Origin of the sequence: Teichococcus coralli (assembly GCF_009829925.1) — a bacterium.
In the GTDB taxonomy this organism is placed as follows: domain Bacteria; phylum Pseudomonadota; class Alphaproteobacteria; order Acetobacterales; family Acetobacteraceae; genus Pseudoroseomonas; species Pseudoroseomonas coralli.
Map to the genome: position 1 here is coordinate 118,194 of NZ_SNVJ01000008.1, position 22,891 is coordinate 141,084.

Annotated in this window: 21 protein-coding genes and 1 tRNA gene; 10 read left to right on the top strand and 12 right to left on the bottom strand. The window is 69.7% G+C overall.

The annotated features are described in order from the left end of the window. Window positions 1-44 precede the first annotated feature (44 nt). Window positions 45-1,490, bottom strand: a complete 1,446-nt coding sequence (locus tag E0493_RS11240; RefSeq protein ID WP_160937040.1) for a class I SAM-dependent DNA methyltransferase — start codon at window positions 1,488-1,490, stop codon at window positions 45-47. Next, window positions 1,487-4,891, bottom strand: a complete 3,405-nt coding sequence (gene hsdR / locus E0493_RS11245; RefSeq protein WP_160937041.1) for a type I restriction-modification system endonuclease — start codon at window positions 4,889-4,891, stop codon at window positions 1,487-1,489. The genes E0493_RS11240 and hsdR overlap by 4 nt, the downstream gene beginning before the upstream one ends. Window positions 4,892-5,768: 877 nt before the next feature. Here hsdR and E0493_RS11250 point away from each other — a divergent pair. Continuing rightward, complete coding sequence (locus tag E0493_RS11250; protein WP_237183244.1) at window positions 5,769-6,332, top strand: recombinase family protein; 564 nt, start codon at window positions 5,769-5,771, stop codon at window positions 6,330-6,332. A gap of 133 nt (window positions 6,333-6,465) precedes the next feature. On the opposite strand, the gene E0493_RS11255 is transcribed toward E0493_RS11250, so the two are convergent. Further along, window positions 6,466-7,692: a hypothetical protein gene (locus E0493_RS11255; protein ID WP_160937043.1), complete on the bottom strand. Its 1,227-nt coding sequence runs from the start codon at window positions 7,690-7,692 to the stop codon at window positions 6,466-6,468. Between the two features lie 583 nt (window positions 7,693-8,275). Between E0493_RS11255 and E0493_RS11260 the strand changes: the two genes are divergently transcribed. Further along, window positions 8,276-9,472 carry an amidohydrolase family protein gene (locus E0493_RS11260; protein WP_160937044.1) on the top strand — a complete coding sequence of 399 codons (1,197 nt, stop codon included), beginning with the start codon at window positions 8,276-8,278 and terminating at the stop codon, window positions 9,470-9,472. A 25-nt stretch (window positions 9,473-9,497) separates the two neighbouring features. Here the strand turns inward: E0493_RS11260 and E0493_RS11265 are convergent, their stop codons facing one another. The 5 genes from E0493_RS11265 to def form a co-directional block, all read right to left on the bottom strand. Then, complete coding sequence (locus E0493_RS11265) at window positions 9,498-10,064, bottom strand: cytochrome b (protein WP_367614498.1); 567 nt, start codon at window positions 10,062-10,064, stop codon at window positions 9,498-9,500. A 133-nt stretch (window positions 10,065-10,197) separates the two neighbouring features. Continuing rightward, window positions 10,198-10,746 carry an NUDIX hydrolase gene (locus tag E0493_RS11270; RefSeq protein WP_160937046.1) on the bottom strand — a complete coding sequence of 183 codons (549 nt, stop codon included), beginning with the start codon at window positions 10,744-10,746 and terminating at the stop codon, window positions 10,198-10,200. Between the two features lie 39 nt (window positions 10,747-10,785). Continuing rightward, complete coding sequence (truA, locus tag E0493_RS11275; RefSeq protein ID WP_160937047.1) at window positions 10,786-11,547, bottom strand: tRNA pseudouridine(38-40) synthase TruA; 762 nt, start codon at window positions 11,545-11,547, stop codon at window positions 10,786-10,788. A gap of 5 nt (window positions 11,548-11,552) precedes the next feature. After that, on the bottom strand, window positions 11,553-12,464 hold the full coding sequence (gene fmt / locus E0493_RS11280) for a methionyl-tRNA formyltransferase (protein ID WP_160937133.1): 912 nt from the start codon (window positions 12,462-12,464) through the stop codon (window positions 11,553-11,555). 5 nt (window positions 12,465-12,469) lie between these two features. Further along, on the bottom strand, window positions 12,470-13,003 hold the full coding sequence (gene def / locus E0493_RS11285; RefSeq protein WP_160937048.1) for a peptide deformylase: 534 nt from the start codon (window positions 13,001-13,003) through the stop codon (window positions 12,470-12,472). 163 nt (window positions 13,004-13,166) lie between these two features. On the opposite strand from def, the gene E0493_RS11290 reads away from it, so the two are divergent. The 3 genes from E0493_RS11290 (at window position 13,167) to E0493_RS11300 (ending at window position 14,280) form a co-directional block, all read left to right on the top strand. Beyond that, window positions 13,167-13,643 carry an Hsp20 family protein gene (locus E0493_RS11290; protein WP_160937049.1) on the top strand — a complete coding sequence of 159 codons (477 nt, stop codon included), beginning with the start codon at window positions 13,167-13,169 and terminating at the stop codon, window positions 13,641-13,643. Window positions 13,644-13,841: 198 nt separating this feature from the next. Continuing rightward, on the top strand, window positions 13,842-14,084 hold the full coding sequence (locus E0493_RS11295; RefSeq protein WP_160937050.1) for a DUF1150 family protein: 243 nt from the start codon (window positions 13,842-13,844) through the stop codon (window positions 14,082-14,084). A gap of 121 nt (window positions 14,085-14,205) precedes the next feature. Further along, a tRNA-Thr gene (locus tag E0493_RS11300) sits at window positions 14,206-14,280 on the top strand. A 111-nt stretch (window positions 14,281-14,391) separates the two neighbouring features. On the opposite strand, the gene E0493_RS11305 is transcribed toward E0493_RS11300, so the two are convergent. From E0493_RS11305 to gatC, 4 genes are all read right to left on the bottom strand, one after another. Next, entirely contained in the window at window positions 14,392-15,021 is a 630-nt protein-coding gene (locus tag E0493_RS11305; RefSeq protein WP_160937051.1) for a glutathione S-transferase family protein, read from the bottom strand. Between the two features lie 64 nt (window positions 15,022-15,085). Then, window positions 15,086-16,540 (bottom strand): Asp-tRNA(Asn)/Glu-tRNA(Gln) amidotransferase subunit GatB, encoded by a 1,455-nt coding sequence (gene gatB / locus E0493_RS11310; protein ID WP_160937052.1) that lies wholly within the window; start codon window positions 16,538-16,540, stop codon window positions 15,086-15,088. After that, entirely contained in the window at window positions 16,537-18,021 is a 1,485-nt protein-coding gene (gene gatA, locus E0493_RS11315; protein ID WP_160937053.1) for an Asp-tRNA(Asn)/Glu-tRNA(Gln) amidotransferase subunit GatA, read from the bottom strand. Before gatA ends, gatB begins: the two co-directional genes overlap by 4 nt. 4 nt (window positions 18,022-18,025) lie before the next feature. Then, a complete protein-coding gene (gatC, locus tag E0493_RS11320; RefSeq protein WP_160937054.1) occupies window positions 18,026-18,313 on the bottom strand; it encodes an Asp-tRNA(Asn)/Glu-tRNA(Gln) amidotransferase subunit GatC in 288 nt (95 codons plus the stop codon). Between the two features lie 68 nt (window positions 18,314-18,381). Between gatC and ruvX the strand changes: the two genes are divergently transcribed. From ruvX to dprA, 5 genes are all read left to right on the top strand, one after another. Then, on the top strand, window positions 18,382-18,855 hold the full coding sequence (ruvX, locus tag E0493_RS11325; protein WP_160937055.1) for a Holliday junction resolvase RuvX: 474 nt from the start codon (window positions 18,382-18,384) through the stop codon (window positions 18,853-18,855). 74 nt (window positions 18,856-18,929) lie between these two features. Beyond that, window positions 18,930-19,874, top strand: coding sequence for an aspartate carbamoyltransferase catalytic subunit (locus E0493_RS11330; RefSeq protein ID WP_160937056.1), 945 nt, complete (start codon window positions 18,930-18,932; stop codon window positions 19,872-19,874). An 8-nt stretch (window positions 19,875-19,882) separates the two neighbouring features. Beyond that, window positions 19,883-21,157 carry a dihydroorotase gene (locus E0493_RS11335; protein WP_160937057.1) on the top strand — a complete coding sequence of 425 codons (1,275 nt, stop codon included), beginning with the start codon at window positions 19,883-19,885 and terminating at the stop codon, window positions 21,155-21,157. Further along, window positions 21,157-21,741, top strand: a complete 585-nt coding sequence (gene plsY / locus E0493_RS11340) for a glycerol-3-phosphate 1-O-acyltransferase PlsY (RefSeq protein ID WP_160937134.1) — start codon at window positions 21,157-21,159, stop codon at window positions 21,739-21,741. The genes E0493_RS11335 and plsY overlap by 1 nt, the downstream gene beginning before the upstream one ends. Continuing rightward, entirely contained in the window at window positions 21,738-22,844 is a 1,107-nt protein-coding gene (gene dprA / locus E0493_RS11345) for a DNA-processing protein DprA (RefSeq protein ID WP_367614499.1), read from the top strand. Before plsY ends, dprA begins: the two co-directional genes overlap by 4 nt. Window positions 22,845-22,891 lie beyond the last annotated feature (47 nt).

Sequence of the window (22,891 nt, forward strand, 5' to 3'; positions counted from 1 at the left end):
AGGACTTCGGTCCACCCAGCAGGTAGATTGTCTGGCATCGGCTACTACACTGTTTCCGGAAGCGCTAATTCCTCGGCCAGCGCCTCCGCCCGGGTCAGCGCCCGGCGCAGGTGCTCCACCATGGCGGCGGCGATGTCGGCCGGATCCTCCAAGGTATCCTCGCCCGCGTCTTCGGCGCCGCGCAGCCAAGCGATATCGAGGTTGTCCTGTCGGTCGGCGATGGCGGCGCGGCTGAAGCAGCGGAATCGCCCTTCTTCGCCCTGGTCCTGGCGCGGCGCGCGGCCGAGCGGGTCGTCACCGAACGCCGACTCGAAGGCAGCGAAATCCTCGCGGGTCAGCGGGCGGGTCTTGCCGAAGGGCGCCTGTCCGGTGCGCATGTCGTAGATCCAGACGTCGTGCGTGTTGCCCTGGTTGCTCCGGCCGCGGGTGAAGAACAGCACGTTGGTCTTGACGCCGCCCGCGTAGAAGATTCCGGTCGGCAGGCGGAGGATGGTGTGCAGGTCGCACATCGCCATGAATTGCTGGCGGACGGCGCGGCCCGTGTTGTCCTCGAACAGCACGTTGTCTGGCACCACCACGGCGGCCCGGCCACCCGGGGCGAGGTTGCGATAGACGTGCTCCACGAAGGCTAGTTGCTTGTTGGAGGAGCCGCGCGTCTCCACGAAGCTCGCCCGGTTCGGGCGCTCGCCGCCGCGCTTGGTGCCGAAGGGCGGGTTGGTAACGATCAGGTTTGCCCGAGACAGCGCTTCGCCGTCGGAGGACAGCGTGTCGCCCATGCGCACTCGGCCTTCGATGCCATGCAGCATCAGGTTCATCAGACAGAGCCGATGCGTGTCGTGCACCAGTTCCAGGCCGGTGAAAGCGTCCTGGCGCTGGAAGGTGCGGTCGGCCTCGCTCAGGCTGTAGAGGTCATCCGTCTGCTGCTTGATGTAGTGGTCGCAGGCCACCAGGAAACCGCCGGTGCCTGCCGCTGGGTCCTGGATCACCTCGCCCGGCTGGGGCTTGACCAAATGGATGATGCTATCAATCAGCGGCCGGGGGGTGAAATACTGCCCGGCGCCGCTTTTCTTCTCGGCGGCGTTGCGTTCCAGCAGGTCTTCGTAAAGGTCGCCCAAGCCTTCCTCGCGGGCGCTGAACCAGTCCAGCCGGTCGATGGCCTCGGTCAGCGCCTTGAGGTTGGCGGGCTTGCGGAGCTTGGTCTGGGCGTCGGCGAAAATGTCGGCGAGCAGGCCGCGCCGGGTTTCGGAGAGCTTCAGTAGGATGGCGCGGTAGAGGTCGAGTTGGCTCTGTCCGACGGCTTTGGCGAGCGGCGCCCACCGGCATTCCTCCGGGATGGACTTCTCCATCCCGGTCTCCTGCGCCATCTTGAGGAACAACAGGTAGGTGAGTTCCGTGACGTAATCCTGATAGGTGACCCCATCGCCGCGCAGGACGCTGCACAACTGCCAGAGCTTGGCGCCGATATCCTTGACCGTCCGTCCTTGCGTCAACTCGCCTGTCTCCAGATTTCCTCATTCAGGTCGCCCAAGATCTCGCCCAGGCGCCCGCCGAAGCGGCGGTTGAGCCCTTCATAGCCGCCCACGTCAACCCGGAACTGGCCTGTGTCCAGTGCCTCACGGTCCACCACGGTTTCCCGCTCAATTTCCTCGCTAAGGCGACGAAGCCAGCGTTGCTGGATCGGCGTCCACGCCTCCCGACTGAGGATGGTCTTGAGAGCGCGCCGGACCCGGTCGGCGTAGGGCACCAGCGGGTCACCAAGGGCGGCCTGACGGACGTAGCCGATGATGGAGGCGGCGATGTCGGCGCTGCCTGCCTGTTCCCATGCCCGGCGGACCTGAGCTTCCGGATAGCCGCTGTCGTCCAGTGCCCGGCGCAGGCTAATCAGGGTAGCGCGGTCGAGGTCGCGGGGGCGCTGCACCACGACCGCCAGGGCGGTGATGCGGTTGACATTGGTGCGGACGAAGGCGGCGAAGGCGTCGATGTAGTCCTCCGGCCGGGTAATGCTGCCGTCCTTCCCGTAGCCCCGTGTCACGGAGCGGATGGCGTCCGGGTGGTTCGAGACCGGCAGGGGCGGCGCCGTGCCGCGCGCCGGGTTCCAATCCAGGATGGCGCCGAGGTCCGCCGGGCGGTCCCGCAGCCACGCGGCGACGTCGCTCGGGGGCGCGTGGTCGAGCCGGTGCAAGGTGTCCTCCGGCGTCTCTCTGGCCTGCTGTTGCCATAGGTCGCGGGCCGCCGGGGCGAGGTTCCGCAGGCGGCGGCGCAATTTGACGCGGATCTGCTCGGCAAGGATTTCTCGATGGCTGTCCTTCCCGGCTGCCGCCAGTTCCTTCAAGAGGGTCTCGAAGGAGAAGGCCGGGGTGACGCCGACCGGTTTCATGTCGGAGAGGCGCGACAGGGTGGGGTAGAGGTCCACCGCGTCGAAGATGCGGAAGGTTTCCTTGGCGATCTCCGGGCATGGGCGGGTCGCCCGGCCGACCATCTGGTCATAGAGGATGCGCGAGTTCACCCGCCGAAGGAAAACCAGATTGGTGATGCGTGGGACGTCGATGCCAGTGGTCAGCAGGTCCACCGTCACAGCGATCTTCGGCAGGTCGTTGTTGCGGAAGGACAAAATCAGGTCGTCCACGCGGTCGATGTCGCCGGTGACGCGGCGGACGGCGCCGTCCGGCAGGGCGCCATAGGCGGCCTCCATGGCGCGCTTCACCTCGGTCACCACCAGGTCGGCATGGCGCCGGTTCACGGCGAAAATAAGCGTCTTGTCGGGGAGCGAGGGGTCGATCTGCCGAGCCAGTTCCTCGGCGACGGTCCGGTTGAAGGCCGTGGTGATAACCTTGCGATTGAAGGCTTCGACATCGAAGTCGAGATCGTCGGGCGCATCGGCGGCGCGGAGTTCGCCGGTCGTGGGGTCGAACAGATCCACTTGCTCGCCACGGCGCCAGTGGATGCCAGCCGCCGACAACTCGGTCTCAATGCGGATCGGCGGTTCCTGGTCGATCAGGAAGCGGTCGGCCACGGCCTGCCGGTAGCTGTATTCGAACACCGGGGCGCCGAAGATTTCCCTAGTATGCAGCGCCGGGGTGGCGGTGAGGCCAATCTTCACCGCGTCGAAGTGCTCCAGGACGGCGCGGTATTTCGACTGGTAGTCCGCCTGGTCCCGGAACTCGATTTCCTCGCCGGTCATCTCCCGGTCGAGGAGGTAGCCGCGGTGGCACTCGTCCACGACCATCAGGTCGTATTGGTCCACCGGCGGGGCAGAGGCGTCGCCCGGGAACAGGACGCGGCGGACGAGTCCTTGGATGGTGCAGATATGGACCTGGGTGCTGTCGTCCGGGGTGACATGCTTCAGCCCCTTGATGCCGAAAGTCTCGGCGAAGGTGCTGGTGCTGACGATGCGGGTGTCGCCGAACTCGCGCTCGGCCTGGTCGCCGAGGGTGCGGCGGTCCACCACGAAGCAGATCCGGCGGAACCGGCGGGCGTCCAGGAGCCGCGACAGGAGCGCGATGGCGAGCTTGGTCTTGCCGGTGCCGGTCGCCATGGCCAGCAGCATCGCCCGGCGCCCGGCGGCAAGCTCCTCCTCCACCTTCCGGATGGCAGCTTCCTGGTAGGGGCGAAGCTCGAAGCCGAAGTCGAACGGTTTCGCCCGGAGCGCGGCATCGGCGGCGGCGATGTCCTGGCTGAGCAGAGTGCGCAGACCGTCCGGGGAATACCAGCCGTCCAGGGCGCGGGCGTGGTTGGTGCCGCGGCGGACGTCGCGGAACCAGATGCCGGACTCGGTCTCCATCTGCTTGAGGTAGGGGCGGCCGTTGGCGGAGAAGACGAACGGCACCCGGAAGTCATCCCACGGTCCACCGGCAGGGTCGGCATCCGGCGCCAGTCGGGCGGTCCGGCTGTAGCGTTCCGCCTGGGGAAGGCAGGCCGCGACGGCGCGGTTGCGCTTCTTGGCCTCCACCATGCCAACCAGGGTGGTGCCAAGGAAAAGCGCATAATCGGCCGGGCCGGACTCGGTCGGCCATTCGGCAATCGCCATATAGCGCCCGCGCGCCGGTCGGACACCGGCGGCGTAGCGCAGGGTGGCACTGTCCACCTCCCACCCGACATCGCGAAGCTGCTGATCGATGAGCGTGCGGGTCGCGGCCTCGTCCAGGGCAATGCCGCGGTCGGCTTCGGTGGCTGCCGCGATCAGGGCCTCTACCCTTTCCGGCGGCGCGGTCGCGGCGGCCTGCGCGGCGGCCAGTTCGGCCGCCATCGCCATGCGCTGCGCCTCCGCATCGGCAAGCTGACGTTCCAGGGCCTCCCGCTGCTCGGCTTCCTGGCGGCGCCGTTCCTCCGTGGAGAGTCGCGCGGCCTCCGCCGCCTCCTGGGCCTCGCGGGCGCGATCCACGCTGGACAGGGCCGCGGCTCGTTCCTCCCGGAGCCGGACGATTTCCTTGGCGAGCGCGGCGGCGACCCGCTCCGGGGCAGGGGGCGGGGCGAAGGGTGCGGGCTGGAACTGTGGCGCCCCGCCGTAAGAGCGATGGAACCATACGCCAAGCTGCCAAGCGAACTTCAGGCAGGAGAGCGCGGTCTCGTGGTCGCCGAAGCCTTCGTGCGCCGCCTTGTTCCCGAAGGTGCGAAGCTGGTGGAATAGGCGTGCAGCCTCCCGGGGGACGGCGCCCCGGTCTTCCAGGCGGCGAAGAAGATCAACCTGCCGCTCGCCGTTCTCGGGCAGGTTTCGGGTGGTCACCGCCACACGGCGGGCGAGTCCTTCGCCAAACAGCCGGAGCTTGGTAAGCGCAGCATTGGGGTCGGTGCGGAAGTATGTCTCGGCGAGGGCGGCAAGACGAACAAGCTGTATGTCCTGCCCCGCGAGAAAGCCGAAATTCTTGGATGGCGCTCCCGGTTCTTCGCTCATCCTGGTGCCGTTGCCGCTCCCTCGGTCGAGGGCGTAACGATAGAGGGGGTCAGGCCGGTGCACAACCGTAGGCGCTGCCGGTCCTGGAACCAGCAGCGTGATGGTCTGATCAGCGGTCGGCGTAACGGCGCAGGGCCTCAACCGTGCGGTCGGTATCGTCCTCCGCAAGCCACCGCATCAGGACTTCGGTGCCGTCTGGCAGGGTTGCCAGTAACCTCGCGGAGCGGACCGGCCCCGGGGCGAGGCGCTTGAGAACTGGCGCCGTCGCGCGTGGGCGCCGGATCAGGATCCAGCCACGGCGATGTGCTCCACGGCGCCGGTGCAGGTCCGGGAGAGGTTGGACGGCTCTGGGCCCCTGAACCAATGGGACCAGCGCACCCGGACGCCGTCGATGCGTTCGCCGAGCATCAGGCAATGTCTCCTGCCGGGCAGGCCGTCTCGGCAAGGATATCGGCGGCCAAGTCGGTGGAGCGGACGCGGAGGTCATCCAGGTGGCGCCCTCGGAAAGAGCCAATCGGCAACCACCGTTCGCCTCGGTGGGAAAGTGGCTGAAGTTCGGCGCGCCAGCCGGTGCGACCCGTCGGCGCAATGTCAACAGACATGACATGCCCGGTCTCGGCGCGGAGACGGATGTGTTCGTGAGTGAAGATACGCATGGAAGGTCGGCCTTTCCGTTGGTGACTGACCTACGGCCCGGCCGAGCGATGCAAGGGATAACGGCGACGCAAGAAAGAAGAGGACGCCTCGCACAAGGATTTCCTTTCGTCGGGCGATTTGCCGACTTTCTTGATCCAGGGAATCCGCGCCTGTCAGACTCGCAAAAGGTTGGTCTCGATTTCGGAGCGGACAAATGGGGCGGCTTCCCGGGTATGGGCGCGTGAGCACCGGCGATCAGGATCTCGCCCTTCAAGTGGATGCGCTCCGGGCCGCGGGGGTCACCGAGGAGAACCTGTTTACCGACGTGGTGAGCGGCGCCCGGGCGGACCGACCGGGCCTCTCCGCGTTGCTGGCAGCGGCGAGCCCGGGCGACACCATCGTGACTTGGCGTTTGGACAGGCTTGGACGTTCCGTTCTCAATTTGGCCGACCTGGCTGAACAGCTTCGCGCCCGCGGCATCGGCATACGGAGCCTGTCCGATGGCGTGGACACGTCCACGGTGGGCGGGCGCCTGCTCTACGGTTTGCTGAGCGTGCTGGCCGAGTTCGAGCGGGAGACGATCAAGGACCGGGTGCGTGCCGGGATGGCCGCGGCCCGCCGCTCCGGCGTGCATTGCGGACGACGCCCGACGCTGAAGGCGGAGCATGTTGCCGACGCCCGGGTGAGGCTGGCCGCCGGGCAGACGGCGCGCTCCGTCGCCCGGTTCCTCCGCGTATCGGAGGCCACGCTCTATCGCGCCCTGGCGAGACATCCGGCGCCGGTCGCCTCGCCCCCGGCCGCCTGACGCACACGCTTCCCCCGAGCCTGCCGGGACTCGTTTTCCTTGTCGCGGATTTCAGTGCCGGTGGAGGGGGTGGCGGACATTACCAGGGTATCTCCGGGTCTCCTTCCCCGCCGCCGACTGGCTCAGGCGGCCGCTATGGAGGATGGGCGGTTGCCATGCCATGCGGGTTGGCTGGCGCGGATTTCGGGATAGCCGTGGTCGCCTCAGTAGAAAGGAGTGCGCGCCGCGCGGCGGCGACAGCTTCGGCGACCTGGTAGGTTTCGGCGATTTCCCCGAAGGCAATGCCTTCCCGTCCCCGGACCCGCATGGCCGGGCGCATCGTGCCGTCACCGAAATCATGCAGAACGAGCCGCAGGAGCCGGGCGCCGGTGGTCGTGAACAGGCGCTCGCGCAGGCGGGCGATGGCTGGCAACCGGCGGCGCGGCCGGATGGTGACGCGCCCGTCGGCTTCCTCGATGACGGCCAGGCCGTCCCGATCAAGCTCGCCTTTCCACCGGCGGAACGCGCCGACGGCGCGGGTCATGGCGAGATGCCGCGTCTGACGGTGGAACTCGACAAGGTTCTCGGGCGAGAACGCCAATCCGTCCTCATTGGCCTGCCGGATGGTCTCCGCAAGGGACTTGCTCTCGTATTGGGCCAGGGCGCCGGGGTAGCGTTCCGCCTCCACCGATCCGCCGGTCAGGGAGTCCCACCACGACCAGCCCGAGGTGCGGAAGTAGGCACGCATCTCGTGGAAGTCCTCGATGCTGCCGCGGGCGGCAAGATGGAAGTGCATGTCAACTTCCGCGCCGTGCTGGGCGATCACGCGGACTTCGGAGCAAACCAGGTCGCAGGCGAGGCCGGGCGCGAACCGTTTGCGTCCGTATCGCAGGCGTTCGCCGAGCCGCTTGCTGTCACGGGCGTGAACCTCGCGAAGCTCCGTCAGGCGGACGACAGACACCGGCGCCCTGACGACCACCTGGATCGCCCGGGTGATTCCTTTGGCGCCACAGAAGGCCGCGTATTCCCTGCCCCATTTTGTCTTCAGCGCATGCGCCTCGTCGGCGAAGCCGTGCCACCGGCGCCGCTGCCGTCCGAGGTAGTCGCGCAGGGCGCCGCAGGTGGCGAGGTCGAGCATCGTGTCGCCATCGAGGGCCGCATACACCTCGTCGTCGCACAGGCCGCCCCGGAGCAGGTCACGCGCGGTTTCCTCTGCTTCCTGGCGCCGGTCACGCGCGGCCCGCGAGAGCGCGATGTCGCGCTTCCGTCCTGCCCCGGGGAAGGTCAGCGCATCGGTGTCGTCGGCGGCAAATCTGTTGACAGCTTGGGGTGTGAAGGGCTGGCGGTCCGAAAGGGTCCGTTCGGGCCGCCCGGGCGTCACCTACTGCCCGAGAAAGCGGCGGAATCCTTGAGGTCGGCGCGTGACGAGCGCATGCTGATTCCGTTCGATGACAAAATGCCGGGCGGAGGGCTGGCAGGCCCGATGATGCCCGGCTTTTTTATGAGGCGGTGCGATCCCTGCCAGGGTCAAGGGTCTTGTGCACGGCGTCGTGAGGCTGGGCCAGAGGTAGGCTCGCCGTTCTCCGAAGGGCGCCGTTTGACCACGTGATCTCGGGTGAGGGTGAGGGAAGCCCGCGCGCGCCGCATGGCGCCCTCGGATCCGGGGCTTGCGTCCGGATTGTAAGCCGTATAGTATCCGCAACGGCTCGGCGCTGCCGATAAGCCTTTGATTTTCCGTGTAGAATCGGAAAATGTGCGGAGTGTCCCATCCCCTCCGCCACCTCCCCCCCCACCACTCCAGGCCTTTCGCCCTCTTCGCGGCCGCTGACGCCGTCGGCTCGGGCGTCACCCTCGCCTGCCGTCCCTTGGGCGCTCCGACCCAGTTCCCTGGGTCATCCGGATCCACCCACTCGCCAGATCGGAATAGGATGGCGCCGGAACGCCGACACGAAGGGAACCGCCTGATGAGTCACGACCTCCTGCTGCGCAATGTCCGCCCACTGGGCGGCGCCGCCACCGACCTTCTGGTGCGTCGCGGCCGCATCGTCGCGTTGGAGGGCTCGGAGCCTGCACCGGAACTGGCGGTGGAGGACGGCGCCGGCGCCCTGGTGATTCCCGGCCTGGTCGAAGCGCATACCCATCTCGACAAGTCGCTCTGGGGCATGGGCTGGCGCAGGCATCAGGCCGGGCCGCGCCTGATCGACAAGATCGAGACGGAGCGGCGGCTGAAGAAGGAGTGGGACATCGATCCGGCGCGGCAGTCGGCGCGTCAGGCGGTCCAGTCACTGCGCATGGGCACCACGCATATCCGCAGCCATGTGGATGTGGACGACGCCGTGGGCCTCGCCGGCATGGAGGGCGTGCTGGCGACCAGGGAAGCCTATGCGGAGGTCATGGACATCGAGACGGTCGCCTTCCCGCAATCGGGCGTGATGGTCCGTCCCGGCGTGGCCGCGCTGATGGAGCAGGCCATGCGCATGGGCGCCGATGTGGTCGGCGGGCTGGATCCCTGCGCCATCGACCGTGACCCGAAGGGTCATCTCGATCTGGTCTTCGGCCTGGCGGAGCGCTTCGGCAAGCCGGTGGACATCCACCTGCACGAGCCTGGCCAGCTCGGCTGCTTCTCGCTGGAGCTGATCATCGAGCGCACGCGGGCGCTCGGCATGAAGGGGCAGGTGACGGTCAGCCATGCCTTCTGCCTGGGAGATCCGGATGCCGGGCTGGTCAATCCCTTGCTGGAGCAGATCGCCGCGTTGGATATCGCCATCGCCACCACCGCTCCGGCCAGCCGCCCGGTGCCCGCCGCCGCCACGCTGCGCCGCATGGGCATCCGCCTCTGTGCCGGCTCGGACGGCATCCGCGACACCTGGGGCCCCTACGGCAATGCCGACATGCTGGAGCGCGCCATGCTGCTTGGCCTGCGCAACAACTTCCGCCGCGACGAGGAGGTGGAGCTGGCGCTGGACATCTGCACCACAGGCGGCGCGGCTGTGATGGGCCTGCGCGACTACGGGCTGGCGCCTGGCTGCCAGGCCGACTTCGTGCTGGTGGAGGCGGAGAGCCTGGCGGAAGCCGTCGCCGCCCGCCCGCCGCGCAAGCTGGTGGTCAAGCGCGGCCGCGTGGTGGCGCGTGACGGCGTCGCGCTGGTCGAGGCGCCCTGATCGTCTGCCGGTTGGCGCCCCGCCGTCACTCGGCGCGCGCGGGATTCCGCGTTTCCCTGCCCGCCATGCGCGCCAGCACATCGCTCCGCCCGGTGACGCGGTGTGCCAGCGCCATGGCGATGTGTCCGGACACCAGCACGAGCATCGTCCAGGCCAGCAGCCCATGCGCGGCGTTGGCCGGGCCGATCAACGCTTCCACCCGCCCTTCGAAGCCCGCCATCAGCGGAACTCCGAATGGCGCGAAGGCGCGGCCCGAGCTGTACTGGCGCAGCAGGGCCAGCGCGGGAACCGTCACCATCAGCCCATAGAGCGCGAAATGACCCGTCCGGGCTGCCCAGCCCGGCCAGCCATCGCCGTAGGGAGGCCGTCGCCGCAGATTGAGGAGGCTCCAGCCACCGCGCAGCAGCACGAGCAACAGGAGCAAGGTTCCCACGCCGCCGTGGCTGCCGACCATGAAGGCCGTCAGCGGCGAGCGGCCGAACGCCAGGCGCATGCCCATCGCCGCGAACTGCCAGGCGAACAGCAGGGCCATGCCCCAGTGCAGGCCGCGGCTGACAAGACCATAACGTGAAGCTGTGTCGCGCCATTGCACGGCCGGAACCTCACCGTTCCCCGAAACAGGCCCAGCACCTGCCTGAAATGAGAAAGATTCGCAATCGGACATGCACTCCGGCCGGGTTCAAGCCGGTGTAGCCCGCCGCGGTGCCTACCCGGGGGCCTCGCCGCTAGTCCGCTCCTGCCGGTAGCGGCCTCGTGCCGCGGAGGTCGTCGGGCGGATTGCCGGCCGGTGCGCCGAGCGGCTGCCCGCAGGTGGCCCGCCAGTGCTGGAGCGCCCAGCGCACGGAGGGAAAGGCGATCTCCTCCCAGGGGATGTCATCCCAGCCGAAGAGCCGCACCTCCAGGCTTTCCGGTCCGGCCGACCAGCCCGGCTCAGCCAGTCGGCCGCGAAAGATCACCTGCACTTGGCCGATTCGCGCGATGGAGAACACCGCCAGGATCCCCTCGAGCCGGACACGGGCGCGCGCCTCTTCCCACACCTCGCGCGTGGCGCCTTCCTGCACAGTCTCCCCGAGCTCCATGTAGCCGGCCGGCAGGGTCCAGAAGCCGGCGCGGGGGGCGATGGCGCGGCGGCAGAGCAGCACCTGCCCCGCCTCCTCCACCACGGCACCCACGACGACCTTGGGGTTCTCGTAGGCGACGAAGCCGCAATCGGAGCAGACCAGCCGCTCACGGTCATCGCCTTCGGGGATGCTGCGCCGGAAGCGGTCGGACATGGCCACAGGGTGCGGCGAGGCCACGGCCGCCGCAAGCCCTTACTGCCAGTCGATGCGCTCCGGATAACGCGCGAAGAGGAAGGTCAGGCCTTCCGGCGGCGCGGTCTGCCCGGCCGCGGTGCGGTCTCGCCCTTCCAGCAACGCGCGCGGCCAGGAAACCGGCTGCCGCCCGAAACCCACCTCCACCAGCGTGCCCACGAGGTTGCGGACCTGGTGGTGCAGGAAGGAACGCGCCTCCGTCTCCACCGTGATCTCCTCGCCCCGGCGCGTGACCTCCAGCCGGTCGAGCGTGCGCAGCGCGTCCTTGGCCTGGCAGGCGGCGGCGCGGAAGGCCGAAAAATCGTGGCGCCCCAGAAGTCCCTGTGCCGCCGCGTGCATGGCCGCCGCGTCCAGCGGCGGCGCGACATGCCAGACGCGCCCGGCCTCCAGCGCCGGCCGGGCGCGGCGGTTCAGGATGCGGTAGCGATAGCCCCGCTTGATGCAGGAGAAGCGGGCGAACCAGTCCGCCGGCGCCCGCGCGGCGCGGACCACGGAAACCGGATGCGGCCGGCTGTGGAAGTTCAGCGCCTCGCGCAACCGCTCGGGCGGCAGGTCCCGCGCCAGGTCGAGCTGCACCACCTGCCCCAGGGCATGCACGCCGGCATCCGTGCGGCCGGAGGCCATCATGCGCGCCGGCACGCCGCCGTTCAGCGGCGCCGCCGCCTCCTCCAGCACCTGCTGGACCGAAAGCCCGCCATGCTGCCGCTGCCAACCCACGAAGGGCGCGCCGTCATATTCCACCAGCAAGGCGTAGCGCGGCACGGCGCTCAGCCCAGCACCGCGCCCGACGGCAGGGCGTAGCCGCGCAGGAAGGCGGTGGCCTCCATGGCGCCGCGCCCGGCGCGCTGCAGGCGGAGCAGGCGCAGCGCCCCATCCCCGCAGGCGATGCGTGGCGCCTCATCCAGCACCGTGCCCGGCGCGGCGGTCACGGGAAGCGGCTCGGGCGTGGCCTCCAGCACGCGGATCGTCTCGCCGCCATGCGAGAAGAAGGTGCCGGGCCAGGGGTTCAGCGCACGGATGCGGCGGTCCAGGACAGCGGCGCTCTCCCGCCAGTCCAGCCGGCCATCCTCCTTGGCGAGCTTGGGTGCGTAGGTCACGCCCTCCTCCGGCTGCGGCCGTGCAGGCGGGTTCTCGGCCAGCGCCCGCAGGATCAGGCTCGCGCCCAGTCCGGCCAGCGCGTCATGGACCGCCGGGGTGCCGTCACGTGGCCCGATCGGCACCCGCCCGGCGAGCAGCATGGGGCCGGTATCCAGCCCCTCTTCCATCTGCATGATGGTGACGCCGGTCTCGGCATCCCCGGCCAGGAGGGCAGCCTGGATCGGCCCGGCACCGCGCCATCGCGGCAGCAGCGAGGCATGGATGTTGAGGCAGCCCCGCCGCGGCGTTCGCAACATGGCGGCGGGCAGGATCAGGCCGTAAGCCGCAACCACCGCGGCATCCAGGCCAAGCGCGGCGAAGGCGGCGTGCTCCGCCTCGTCGCGCCGGAGGCGAACGGGGTTCCGCACGGGTAGGCCGAGCTCCAGCGCCGCGCGGTGCACGGCGCAGGGCGTCTCCTTGTGCCCGCGCCCGGAGGGCCGGGGCGGCTGCGTGTAGACGGCCGCGATCTCGTGCCCGGCCCCGTGCAGCGCCCGCAGCGCCGGTACGGCGAAGTCGGGGCTGCCCATGAAGGCCAGGCGCAGCGGGGTCATGCCTCGTCCCGCCCCTTGGACTTCAGCTCCTTGGCCAGGCGGCGCAGCAGCATGTTCCGCTTCAACGCCGAGATGTGGTCCACGAAGAGCACGCCGTTCAGGTGATCGATCTCGTGCTGGATGCAGGTGGCGAGCAGCCCCTCCGCCATGCGTTCCTGCTTCGCGCCTTCCAGGTCATGCCAGCGCACCTTCACCTGCGCCGGGCGCGTCACGTCGGCATACTGGTTGGGCAGGGAAAGGCAGCCCTCCTCCCGCGTCGCCAGATCAGTGCTCGCGGCGACGATCTCGGGGTTCACCATGATCAGCGGCTCCGGCTTCTCGTCCGGCTGCAGGTCGATCACCACCAGGCGCAGCAGGCTGCCGATCTGCGGCGCCGCGAGGCCGATGCCCGGCGCCTTGTACATGGTGGCCAGCATGCGGGGGGCCAGGGCGCGCACCGTGTCGGTGTCGCCAGCGCCAACGGGGCGCGCCTTGGCGCGCAGCCGCGCATCGGGCACCAGGAGAATGGGCATCAGGTCAGTGTCGGGCATGGAAAGGGTGCTGTAGCCGCCGCGCCCGGCGCCATCAACTGCCTTGGCCGCCCGCCCGCCGCGCCCCTTGCATACCTGCCGGGATTGCACAATTTATGGACCCAGGCAGGGTGCTTCGGGTCCTGCCGCAGGCTCGCTCGATTCTGAGGAGTTCCGCTCCGCCATGTCTCGTTCCTCGCTTTTCGGTTCGCCCCTTTTTCTTGGCTTCGATCATCTGGAACAGATGCTCGACCGCGTCGCCAAGAACGCCGACGGCTATCCGCCCTACAACATTGAACAAACAGGCGAGAACCGCCTCCGGATCACCCTGGCTGTTGCCGGCTTCAGCATGGACGACCTGCAGATCACGCAGGAAGACAATCAGCTGGTGGTTCGCGGCAGGCAGCGGGAGGAGCCCGAAGGGCGTGTCTTCCTGCACCGTGGCATCGCCGCGCGGCAGTTCCAGCGTGCCTTCGTGCTTGCGGAGGGGATCGACGTCGAAGGCGCCTGGCTCGACAACGGCCTCCTGCACATCGACCTGAAGCGCCCTCAACCCGAGGTGCGGGTGAAGGCGATCCATATCGGCACCCGTGGAGCCCAGGGCGGCCGGCCGCTGGTCCAGCGCGACACCGTCGACGAAGGTGCCTCAACGGCAGGGTAAACTTTCCCTCCCGTTCTTCATTCTGGATATGGATCTTTCGCAGAAGGGTCTGGCCCCGCGAGCCACCAAGAAATGGCTCGACCGGCCATCGGCGGAATGCGCCGACGGAAGCGGAACGGAGAGAAGGCACATCAAGTCAAGAGGCTATGGCAATTCGCTGGGCTCGCTGAGCGGGACAGCACAAGGAGAATCCATGCCATGAACAAGGAAGGCCCAACCCGCTCCTACACGGCCGCCGATGCGCTGCGCCAGCTCGCGCCGGCGGAGTGGGCGCGCTTCGGAGCGGAGCAGATCGCCTATATCCGGCCCGTCCTGGTGGATGGCAATCAGGCGGTCGCGATCCATGCCGCCGACGGCACGCAGATCGGCGCGGCGCCTGATGCGAACCTCGCCACCGCCGCCATCCTGCAGCACGAGATGGTGCCCGTCCTGGTGCACTGAGGGCGGAAGGGGGGGCAGTTCCGCGTTCGTGGAGCCGCCCCCTTCTCCACAGATTTCTTCCGTCGCCCCCCGCGCAAGGCGGTTGCCCTGCCCCTTCGGTGAGGCTAGATAGCCCCTGCGCGCCGACGTAGCTCAGCGGTAGAGCAACTGATTCGTAATCAGTAGGTCCCCGGTTCAATCCCGGGCGTCGGCACCAGCCCCCTCGCGCTCCCCCAGCATTCCGGACAGTCCCGTGCGCCGCAGGCGTTGAACGGGCCATGCCTTTGCCGGTGAAGCGGCCAGCCCGGCGAGGGCCGGCCTGCCTCGGTCAAGCGAGCGCCACCTCCATCCCACGCGCCACCGCCGGCCGTGCCATCATCCGCGCGTACCAGGCGGCCACCGCCGGAAAGGGGTCGAGACTGCCAAGATGGCGCTCATGCCGCCAGGCCCAGCCGAGGATGGCGAAATCTGCGATGCTGGGCTCCCCTTCGGTCGCCACGAAGTCGCGGCCGGCCAGGCGCTTGTCCAGCACGCCGTAGAGGCGCTTCGTCTCGCTGCCGTAGCGCTCCAGTCCATAGTCCCGCGCCGGCCCCTCCGGGCGTGTGAGAAAGTGGTGATACTGCCCGGGCATGGGGCCGAAGCCGCCCATCTGCCACATCAGCCACTCCCAGACGACCACGCGGCCGCGCAGGTCCTTCGGCATGAAGCGGCTCGTCTTCTCCGCGAGGTAGAGCAGGATGGCGCCGGATTCAAAGATGCCGATGGGCTGCCCGTCCGGCCCCTCGTCGTCGATGATGGCGGGAATGCGGTTGTTGGGCGAGAACTTCAGGAATTCCGGATCGAACTGCTGGCCCTTGGTGATGTCCACGACCTTCACCGTGTAGGGCAGTTCCATCTCCTCCAGGGCCACGCTGATCTTGCGGCCATTGGGGGTGTTCCAGGTGTAGAGGGTGATCATGGGTGTGCGACTCTCCCGGTCCTGCGGTCAGGACCGGGAGGGAAGCACGAACCTGCGCCGGGCGTCAGCCCGCCAGCTTCTGCTTCAGCAGATCGTTCACCAGGGCCGGGTTGCCCTTGCCCTGCATGGCCTTCATCGTCTGCCCGACGAAGAAGCCGAACAGCTTCTCCTTGCCCGAGCGGAATTCGGCCACCTTGTCGGCATTCCTGGCCATCACGTCGTCGATGACGGCTTCGATCGCGCCGGTATCCGTCACCTGCTTCAGGCCGCGCTCCTCAACGATGGCCGAGGGCGGCTTGCCGGTCTCGAACATCGCCTCCAGCACCTCCTTGGCCAGCTTGCCGGAGAGCGTGCCGTCCTTGATGAGGTCGAGCAGGCTGCCGAGGTTCCCGGCGCTGACCGGCGAATCCCCGATCGAATGGCCGGTCCGGTTGAGTCCGGCGAAGAAGTCGCCCGTCACCCAGTTGGCGGCCATCTTCGGGTCGCGCCCCTTGGCCACCGCCTCGTAGAAGGCGGCGGTTTCCTTCTCCAGCGTCAGCACATGGGCGTCATAGGGCGTCAGCCCGAACTCGCCGACATAGCGGGCGCGGCGGGCGTCCGGCAGCTCCGGCAGGGCCGCTTCCAGCTCGTCCACCCAGGTCTGCTCCAGAACCAGCGGCGGCAGGTCGGGGTCGGGAAAGTAGCGGTAGTCGTGCGCGTCCTCCTTGGAGCGCATGGAGCGCGTCACGCCCCGCGTGGTGTCAAACAGGCGGGTCTCCTGCTCCACAACGCCGCCGGACTCCCACACTTCGATCTGCCGCCGGGCCTCCGCCTCCACCGCCTGCATGACGAAGCGGATGGAGTTGACGTTCTTCACCTCGCAGCGCGTGCGGAACCCCTCGCCCGCCTTGCGGACGGAGACGTTCACGTCGGCGCGCAGCGAGCCCTGCTCCATGTTGCCGTCGCAGGTGCCGAGGTAGCGCAGGATCTGCCGCAGCTTGGTCAGGTAGGCCCCCGCCTCCTCCGGCGAGCGCATGTCCGGCTCCGAGACGATCTCCATGAGAGCGACACCGGACCGGTTGAGGTCGATGTAGCTCTTGCTGGGGTGCTGGTCGTGCAGCGACTTGCCGGCGTCCTGCTCCAGGTGCAGGCGGGTGATGCCGACCATCTTGGTCGTGCCATCGGCCAGCTCGATCTCGATCTCGCCCTGACCGATCACAGGATGCTGGTACTGGCTGATCTGGTAGCCCTGCGGCAGGTCGGCGTAGAAATAGTTCTTCCGGTCGAAGCGGGACCAGAGGTTGACCTGCGCCTTCAGCCCGAGCCCGGTGCGCACGGCCTGGGCCACGCATTCGCGGTTGATCACCGGCAGCATGCCGGGGAAGCCGGCATCGATGAAGCTGACCTGCGCGTTGGGCTCGGCGCCGAACTCGGTCGCCGCGCCACTGAACAGCTTGGCCTGCGAGGTGACCTGCGCGTGCACCTCCAGCCCGATCACCAGTTCCCAGGGGCCGGTCTCGCCCTCGATCGTGTAGCTCATGCCGCGGCCCTCAGCGCCGGAAGCGCGGTGAACCCGGCGGCGCGCTCGATGGCGCCGCCCACCGCGAAGACGGTCTCTTCGTCGAAAGGCTTGCCCAGCACCTGCAGCCCGAGCGGCAGGCCCTTCACGTCCTGCCCCGCCGGCACGGCGAGGCCCGGAATGCCGGCGAGGTTCGCCGTCACCGTGAAGACGTCGTTCAGGTACATCGCCACCGGATCGTCCTGCTTCTCGTCCCGACCGAAGGCGGCCGAGGGCGTGGCCGGCGTCAGGATGGCGTCCACCTTCTCCCAGGCCTGGTCGAAGTCGCGCTTGATCAGCGCCCGCACCTGCTGCGCCTTGAGGTAGTAGGCGTCGTAGTAGCCGGCGCTCAGCACATAGGTGCCGATCAGGATGCGCCGCCGCACCTCCTCGCCGAAGCCGGCGGCGCGGGTGCGTTCGTAGAGGTCCTTCAGGTCCTCGCCGTTCTCGCGCAGCCCGAAGCGCACGCCGTCATAGCGGGCGAGGTTGGAGGAGGCCTCCGCCGGGGCGACGATATAGTAGGTCGGCAGGGCGTATTTCGTATGCGGCAGGCTGATCTCCACCAACTCGGCGCCCTCGGCCTTCAGCCAGGCCATGCCCTGCTCCCAGAGCGCGGCGATCTCGGCCGGCAGCCCGTCCAGCCGGTACTCGCGCGGGATGCCGATGCGCAGCCCCTTCACCCCGCGGGCGCAGGCGGCGGCGAAGTCCGGCACCGCGATGTCGGCGCTGGTGGAATCCTTCGGGTCGAAGCCGGCCATGGAGCCCAGCAGGATGGCGCAGTCCTCGACGGTGCGCGCCACCGGCCCCGCCTGGTCGAGCGAGGAGGCGAAGGCCACGATGCCGAAGCGCGAGCACCGCCCATAGGTCGGCTTGATGCCGGCGATGCCGCAGAAGGCCGCCGGCTGGCGGATGGAGCCGCCGGTATCGGTCGCCGTGGCGCCGAGTGCCAGCCGCGCCGCCACCGCCGCCGCCGAGCCGCCGGAGGAGCCGCCGGGCACCAGGAAGGTTTCCGCCTCACCTTCCCGCTTCCACGGGTTCTCCACCGGCCCGAAGGCCGAGGTGGTGTTGGAGGAGCCCATGGCGAACTCGTCGAGGTTCGCCTTGCCCAGGAACACCGCGCCGTCCCGCAGCAGGTTGCCGGAGACGGTGCTCTCATAGGGCGGCACGAAGTTGCCGAGGATGCGGCTGCCCGCCGTGGTGCGGGTGCCGGCGGTGCAGAACAGGTCCTTGATCGCCAGCGGGATGCCGGTGAGCGCGCGGCCTTCCCCCCGCGCCAGCGCGGCATCGGCCGCCTCGGCCTGGGCCAGCGCCAGTTCGGGCGTGGCGGAAATGTAGGCGTTGAGCCGCGGGTTCAGCGCCTCGATGGCGGCCAGATGCGCGCGCGTCAGCTCGGCGGCGCTGATCTCGCGCCGGGCCAGCGCGGCGCGTGCGCCGGCCAGGGTGAAGTCAGTCGGAGCAGTCATGGTGTCACTCCACCACCTTGGGCACGGCGAAGAAGGCGCCGGCGCGGTCGGGCGCGTTGGCCAGCACCTTCTCCTGCATGTCGCCATCGGTCACGCGGTCCTCGCGCATCCGCAGGGCCTGGTTGCCGCCGCCGGCCATCGGCTCGACGCTGGAGGTATCCACGGCCTGCAATTGCTCGATCCAGCCCAGGATTCCGTTCAGCTCGGCCTCAAGGCGTGGCAGCTCGCTCTCCTCGACCCTGATGCGGGCCAGCGAGGCGACGCGCCGGACAGTGGCGGTGTCGAGCGACATTTCTTTTTTCTTCCGGAGAGTGAAAGGTCAGGTTTGCGCGCAAACGGAGGCGGACCATAAACACCGCCATGCCCATCATCAACCTGACCGAGCTTCGCGCCGCCCTGCCACGGGGTCAAAGGCTGATTGGCCTCGATCCCGGCAAGCGGATCATCGGCGTCGCGCTGACCGACGTCTCCCTGATGCTGGCCAGCCCCTATCGCGGCGTGCCGCGCGCGAAGCTGGCCGCCAATGCCGCCGAGATCGCCGCCATCGCGCGCAAGGAGGGCGCCGCCGGGCTGGTGGTCGGGCTGCCGCTGGGGCTGGACGGCAGCTTCGGCCCGGCCGCCCAGGCGGCGAAGGACTGGGCCACTGCCCTTTCCAACGCCACCGAACTGCCGGCCGCGCTGTGGGACGAACGCCTTTCCTCCTCGGCGGTGAACCGCATGATGATCGAGGAGGCGGACCTGACCCGCAGCAAGCGCGCCAGGGCGGTGGACGCCGCCGCCGCCGCCTACATGCTCCAGGCCGCGCTGGACGCCACCGCGCCCCCCCGCTCCTGACCCCGGCCATGCGCCCCTTCCGGCCGGGCGCGAGGGTGGTTATGGTCCCCCGCCTCTAGCCGGACTGGTCCTCGATGCTCCCTTATCCTCACCGGCACCTCCTTGCCCTGCAGGGCCTGGAGCCGCCCTACATCGCCGATCTGCTGGATCTGGCCGAGTCCTATGCCCTGCTGAACCGCAGCGGCAAGACGCAGCGGGACCTGCTGAAGGGCCAGACGCTGATCAACCTCTTCTTCGAGGACAGCACCCGCACCCGCACCAGCTTCGAGCTGGCCGGCAAGCGGCTGGGCGCGGACGTGATCAACATGTCCGTCTCGACCAGCAGCGTGAACAAGGGCGAGACGCTGCTCGACACCGCCTCCACCCTCAACGCCATGCATTGCGACCTGCTGGTGGTGCGCCACGCCCAGTCCGGCGCCCCCGCCCTGCTGAGCCAGAAGGTGGACGCGGCCGTCATCAACGCCGGCGACGGCACGCACGAGCACCCGACCCAGGCGCTGCTCGACGCGCTGACCATCCGCCGCCACAAGGGCCAGCTGGAGAACCTCACCGTCGCCATCTGCGGCGACGTGCTGCACAGCCGCGTGGCCCGCAGCAACATCCACCTGCTGACCACCATGAACTGCCGCGTCCGCGTGGTCGGGCCGCCGGCGCTGCTCCCCGCCGAAGTCGAGCGCCTGGGCGTCGAGGTGTTCCACGACATGAAGGGCGGCCTGGCCGGTGCCGACGTGGTGATGATGCTGCGGCTGCAGAAGGAGCGCATGGCCGGCGGCCTGGTGCCCTCCGCCCGCGAGTACTTCCGCTTCTACGGGCTGGACGCGGCCAAGCTCGCCCAGGCGAAGCCGGACGCCATCGTCATGCATCCCGGCCCGATGAACCGCGGCGTCGAGATCGACAGCGCGGTCGCCGACGACCCGACCCGCAGCGTGATCGGCGAACAGGTGGAAATGGGCGTCGCCGTCCGCATGGCGGTGCTCGACACCCTTTCCCGCAACACCAGGCGGAACGCCCGGCTGTGATGACCCCCATGCGCGACACCATCTTCGTCAATGCCCGCCTGCTCGACCCCGGGGCGGGTCTGGACGCGCCGGGCAGCCTGCTGGTCAGCCGCGGCCTCATCGCGGACCATGGCGGCGCGCTCGGCATCCCCGAGGGCGCCGAGGTGGTGGAGTGCGGCGGCGCCGTGCTTGCTCCCGGCCTGATCGATCTGCGCGCCGCCCTCGGCGAGCCTGGCGCGGAATACCGCGAAACCATCGAGAGCGCGGCGGTGGCGGCGGCGGCCGGCGGCATCACCACCCTCTGCGCCCTGCCCGACACCCAGCCGGCGCTGGACGACCCCGCCCTGCTGCAGTTCGTCCTGCGGCGCGGCGAGGCCACCGGCAGCCTCTCCATCCTGCCCTACGGCGCCGCCACCAAGGGCTGCGCCGGCAAGGAGATCTCCGAGTTCGGCCTGCTGCGCGAGGCCGGCGCCATCGCCTTCAGCGACGGCAGCCGGGCCATCGCCGAGGCCCGCACCATGCGGCTGGCGCTTTCCTACGCCCGCGCCTTCGGCACCTTCGTGGTGCAGCACCCGGAGGAACCCTCGCTCGCCCGTGGCGGCGCCGCCACCGAGGGCGAGCTGGCCACCCGGCTCGGCCTGCCCGGCATCCCGCCCGCCGCCGAGGCGATGATGGTGGCGCGCGACATCGCCCTGGCCCGCCTGACGCGCGGCCATGTCCACTTCGCCCATGTCTCCACCGCCGCCGCACTGGACCTGATCCGCGCCGCCAAGGCCGAGGGGCTGGCCGTCACCTGCGACACCGCGCCGCCCTATTTCGACCTGAACGAGACGGCGATCGGCGACTTCCGCACCTATGCCAAGCTCTCGCCGCCGCTGCGGCGCGACGCCGACCGCCTGGCCGTGGTCGCCGCCCTGGCCGACGGCACGGTGGACGCCATCGCTTCCGATCATCAGCCCGCCGACCCCGACGACAAGCGCCTCCCCTTCGCCCAGGCCTCGGCCGGCGGCACCGGGCTGGCCACGCTGCTCGGCATCACCCTGGCGCGGGTGCATGGCGAGGACCTCGCCCTTCCCGATGCCCTCGCCCTGCTGACCTGCCGCCCGGCGAAGCTGCTCGGCCTGGAGGCCGGCCGCCTCGCGCGCGGCGCCCCGGCCGACCTGCTGCTGTTCGACCCGGAGCGCGCCTGGAAGGTCGAGGCCGGAAGGCTGCCGGGCAAGGCGCAGAACTCCCCCTTCGACGGCCGCGCCCTGGAGGGCCGCGTGCTCGGCACCTGGAAGGCGGGTCGGCGGGTCTTCGGATGATGCCGCTGGTCCTGGCCGCGCTGCTCGGCTACCTCTCCGGCTCGGTGCCCTACGGCCTGCTGCTGACCCGCGCCGCCGGTCTCGGCGACATCCGCAAGGTCGGCAGCGGCAATATCGGCGCCACCAACGTGCTGCGCACCGGCAACCGGAAGGTGGCCGCCGCCACCCTGCTGCTGGACGTGCTGAAGGGCGTCGTGCCGGTGCTGGCCGTCGCCGCTTTCTGGGGCCGGGAGGCCGGCTTCGTGGCCGGCATCGGCGCCATGGCCGGGCATGTCTTCCCGGTCTGGCTGGGCTTCAAGGGCGGCAAGGGCGTCGCCACCGGCGCCGGCGTGCTGCTCGCCGCCGCGTGGTGGCTGGGGCTGATCTGCGCCCTGATCTGGCTGGCCATGGCGAAGCTCACCCGCATTTCCTCGGCGGCGGCGCTCACCGCCTGCTGCGCTGCCCCGGTCATCGCCCTGCTGGCGGGAGACCTTGCCCTCGCCGGCTTCGCCCTGGTCCTGGCGCTGCTCATCATCCTGCGCCACCGCGACAACATCCGTCGCCTGATTGCCGGCACCGAGCCGCGGATCGGCCGCAAGACGTGACGCCCGCGGAGGCGCTGGCGCGGCTGCGGCTGGCGCGGACGGACGGCATCGGCCCGATGACCTTCCGCCGCCTGCTGGAGCGCTGCCGCACGGCCGAGGCGGCGCTCGAGGCGTTGCCGGCGCTCTCGGCACGGCGCGCCATGCCCTTCCGTCCGCCCGCCGCCGCCGCCGTCGTCGCGCGGGAGATGGAGGAGGTGGACGGCATGGGCGGCCGTTTCCTGTTCTGGGGCGAGGAGGGATACCCGCCCCTGCTGGCGCTGCTCGACGATCCGCCGATCGCCCTTGCCGTCATCGGCGACGCTGGCCTGCTGCTGGCGCGGCAGGCTGCCGTGGTCGGCGCGCGCAATGCCTCCACCCTGGGTCGGCGCCTCGCTGGCGAGCTGGCCGAATCGCTCGCCGCCGCCGGCCTCGTGGTCACCTCCGGCCTGGCGCGCGGCATCGACGGCGCCGCCCATCTCGGCGCGCTGCGGATCGGCCCCACGGTGGCGGTGATCCCTGGCGGGCTCGACCGCGCCTATCCGCCGGAGCACACGGAACTGCAATCCGTCATCGCCGAGCGCGGCGCCGTGGTGGCCGAGGCGCCGCTCGGCACCGCGCCCATCGCCCGGCATTTTCCCCGCCGCAACCGAATCATCGCCGGGCTGAGCCTGGGCGTCGTGGTGGTGGAGGCGGCGCTCCGCTCCGGCACGCTGATGACGGCGAACCTGGCCCTGGAGGCCGGGCGCGAGGTCTTCGCCGTGCCCGGCAGCCCGCTGGACCCCCGCTGCGCCGGCTCCAACGACCTGCTGCGCCAAGGCGCCCACCTGACCGAGCGCGCCGCCGACGTACTGGAGCACCTGCCCACGGCACCCCGCGTGGCGCCGCCGGTCCGGCGCGCCGCGCCCGGGCCCATGCCAGCCGCCCTTGCCCCTCTGGGGACCCTCCCGCAAGCCGCTGATCAACTCCTTGATCTGATAGGATCTTCGCCGGTCACGGTTGACGAGCTTGTGCGGGCCTGCCACCTCTCGTCCGCTGCGGTACAGGCTGCCCTGCTGGAACTTGAACTGGATGGGCGGGTAGAAACCCTGCCGGGCAATCGCGTAGTCCGCAGTGGATTACGGTAGTCACCGCCGAAGCGGCGCCACCGCCAGTCGGCCATGAGAGAGCGCAC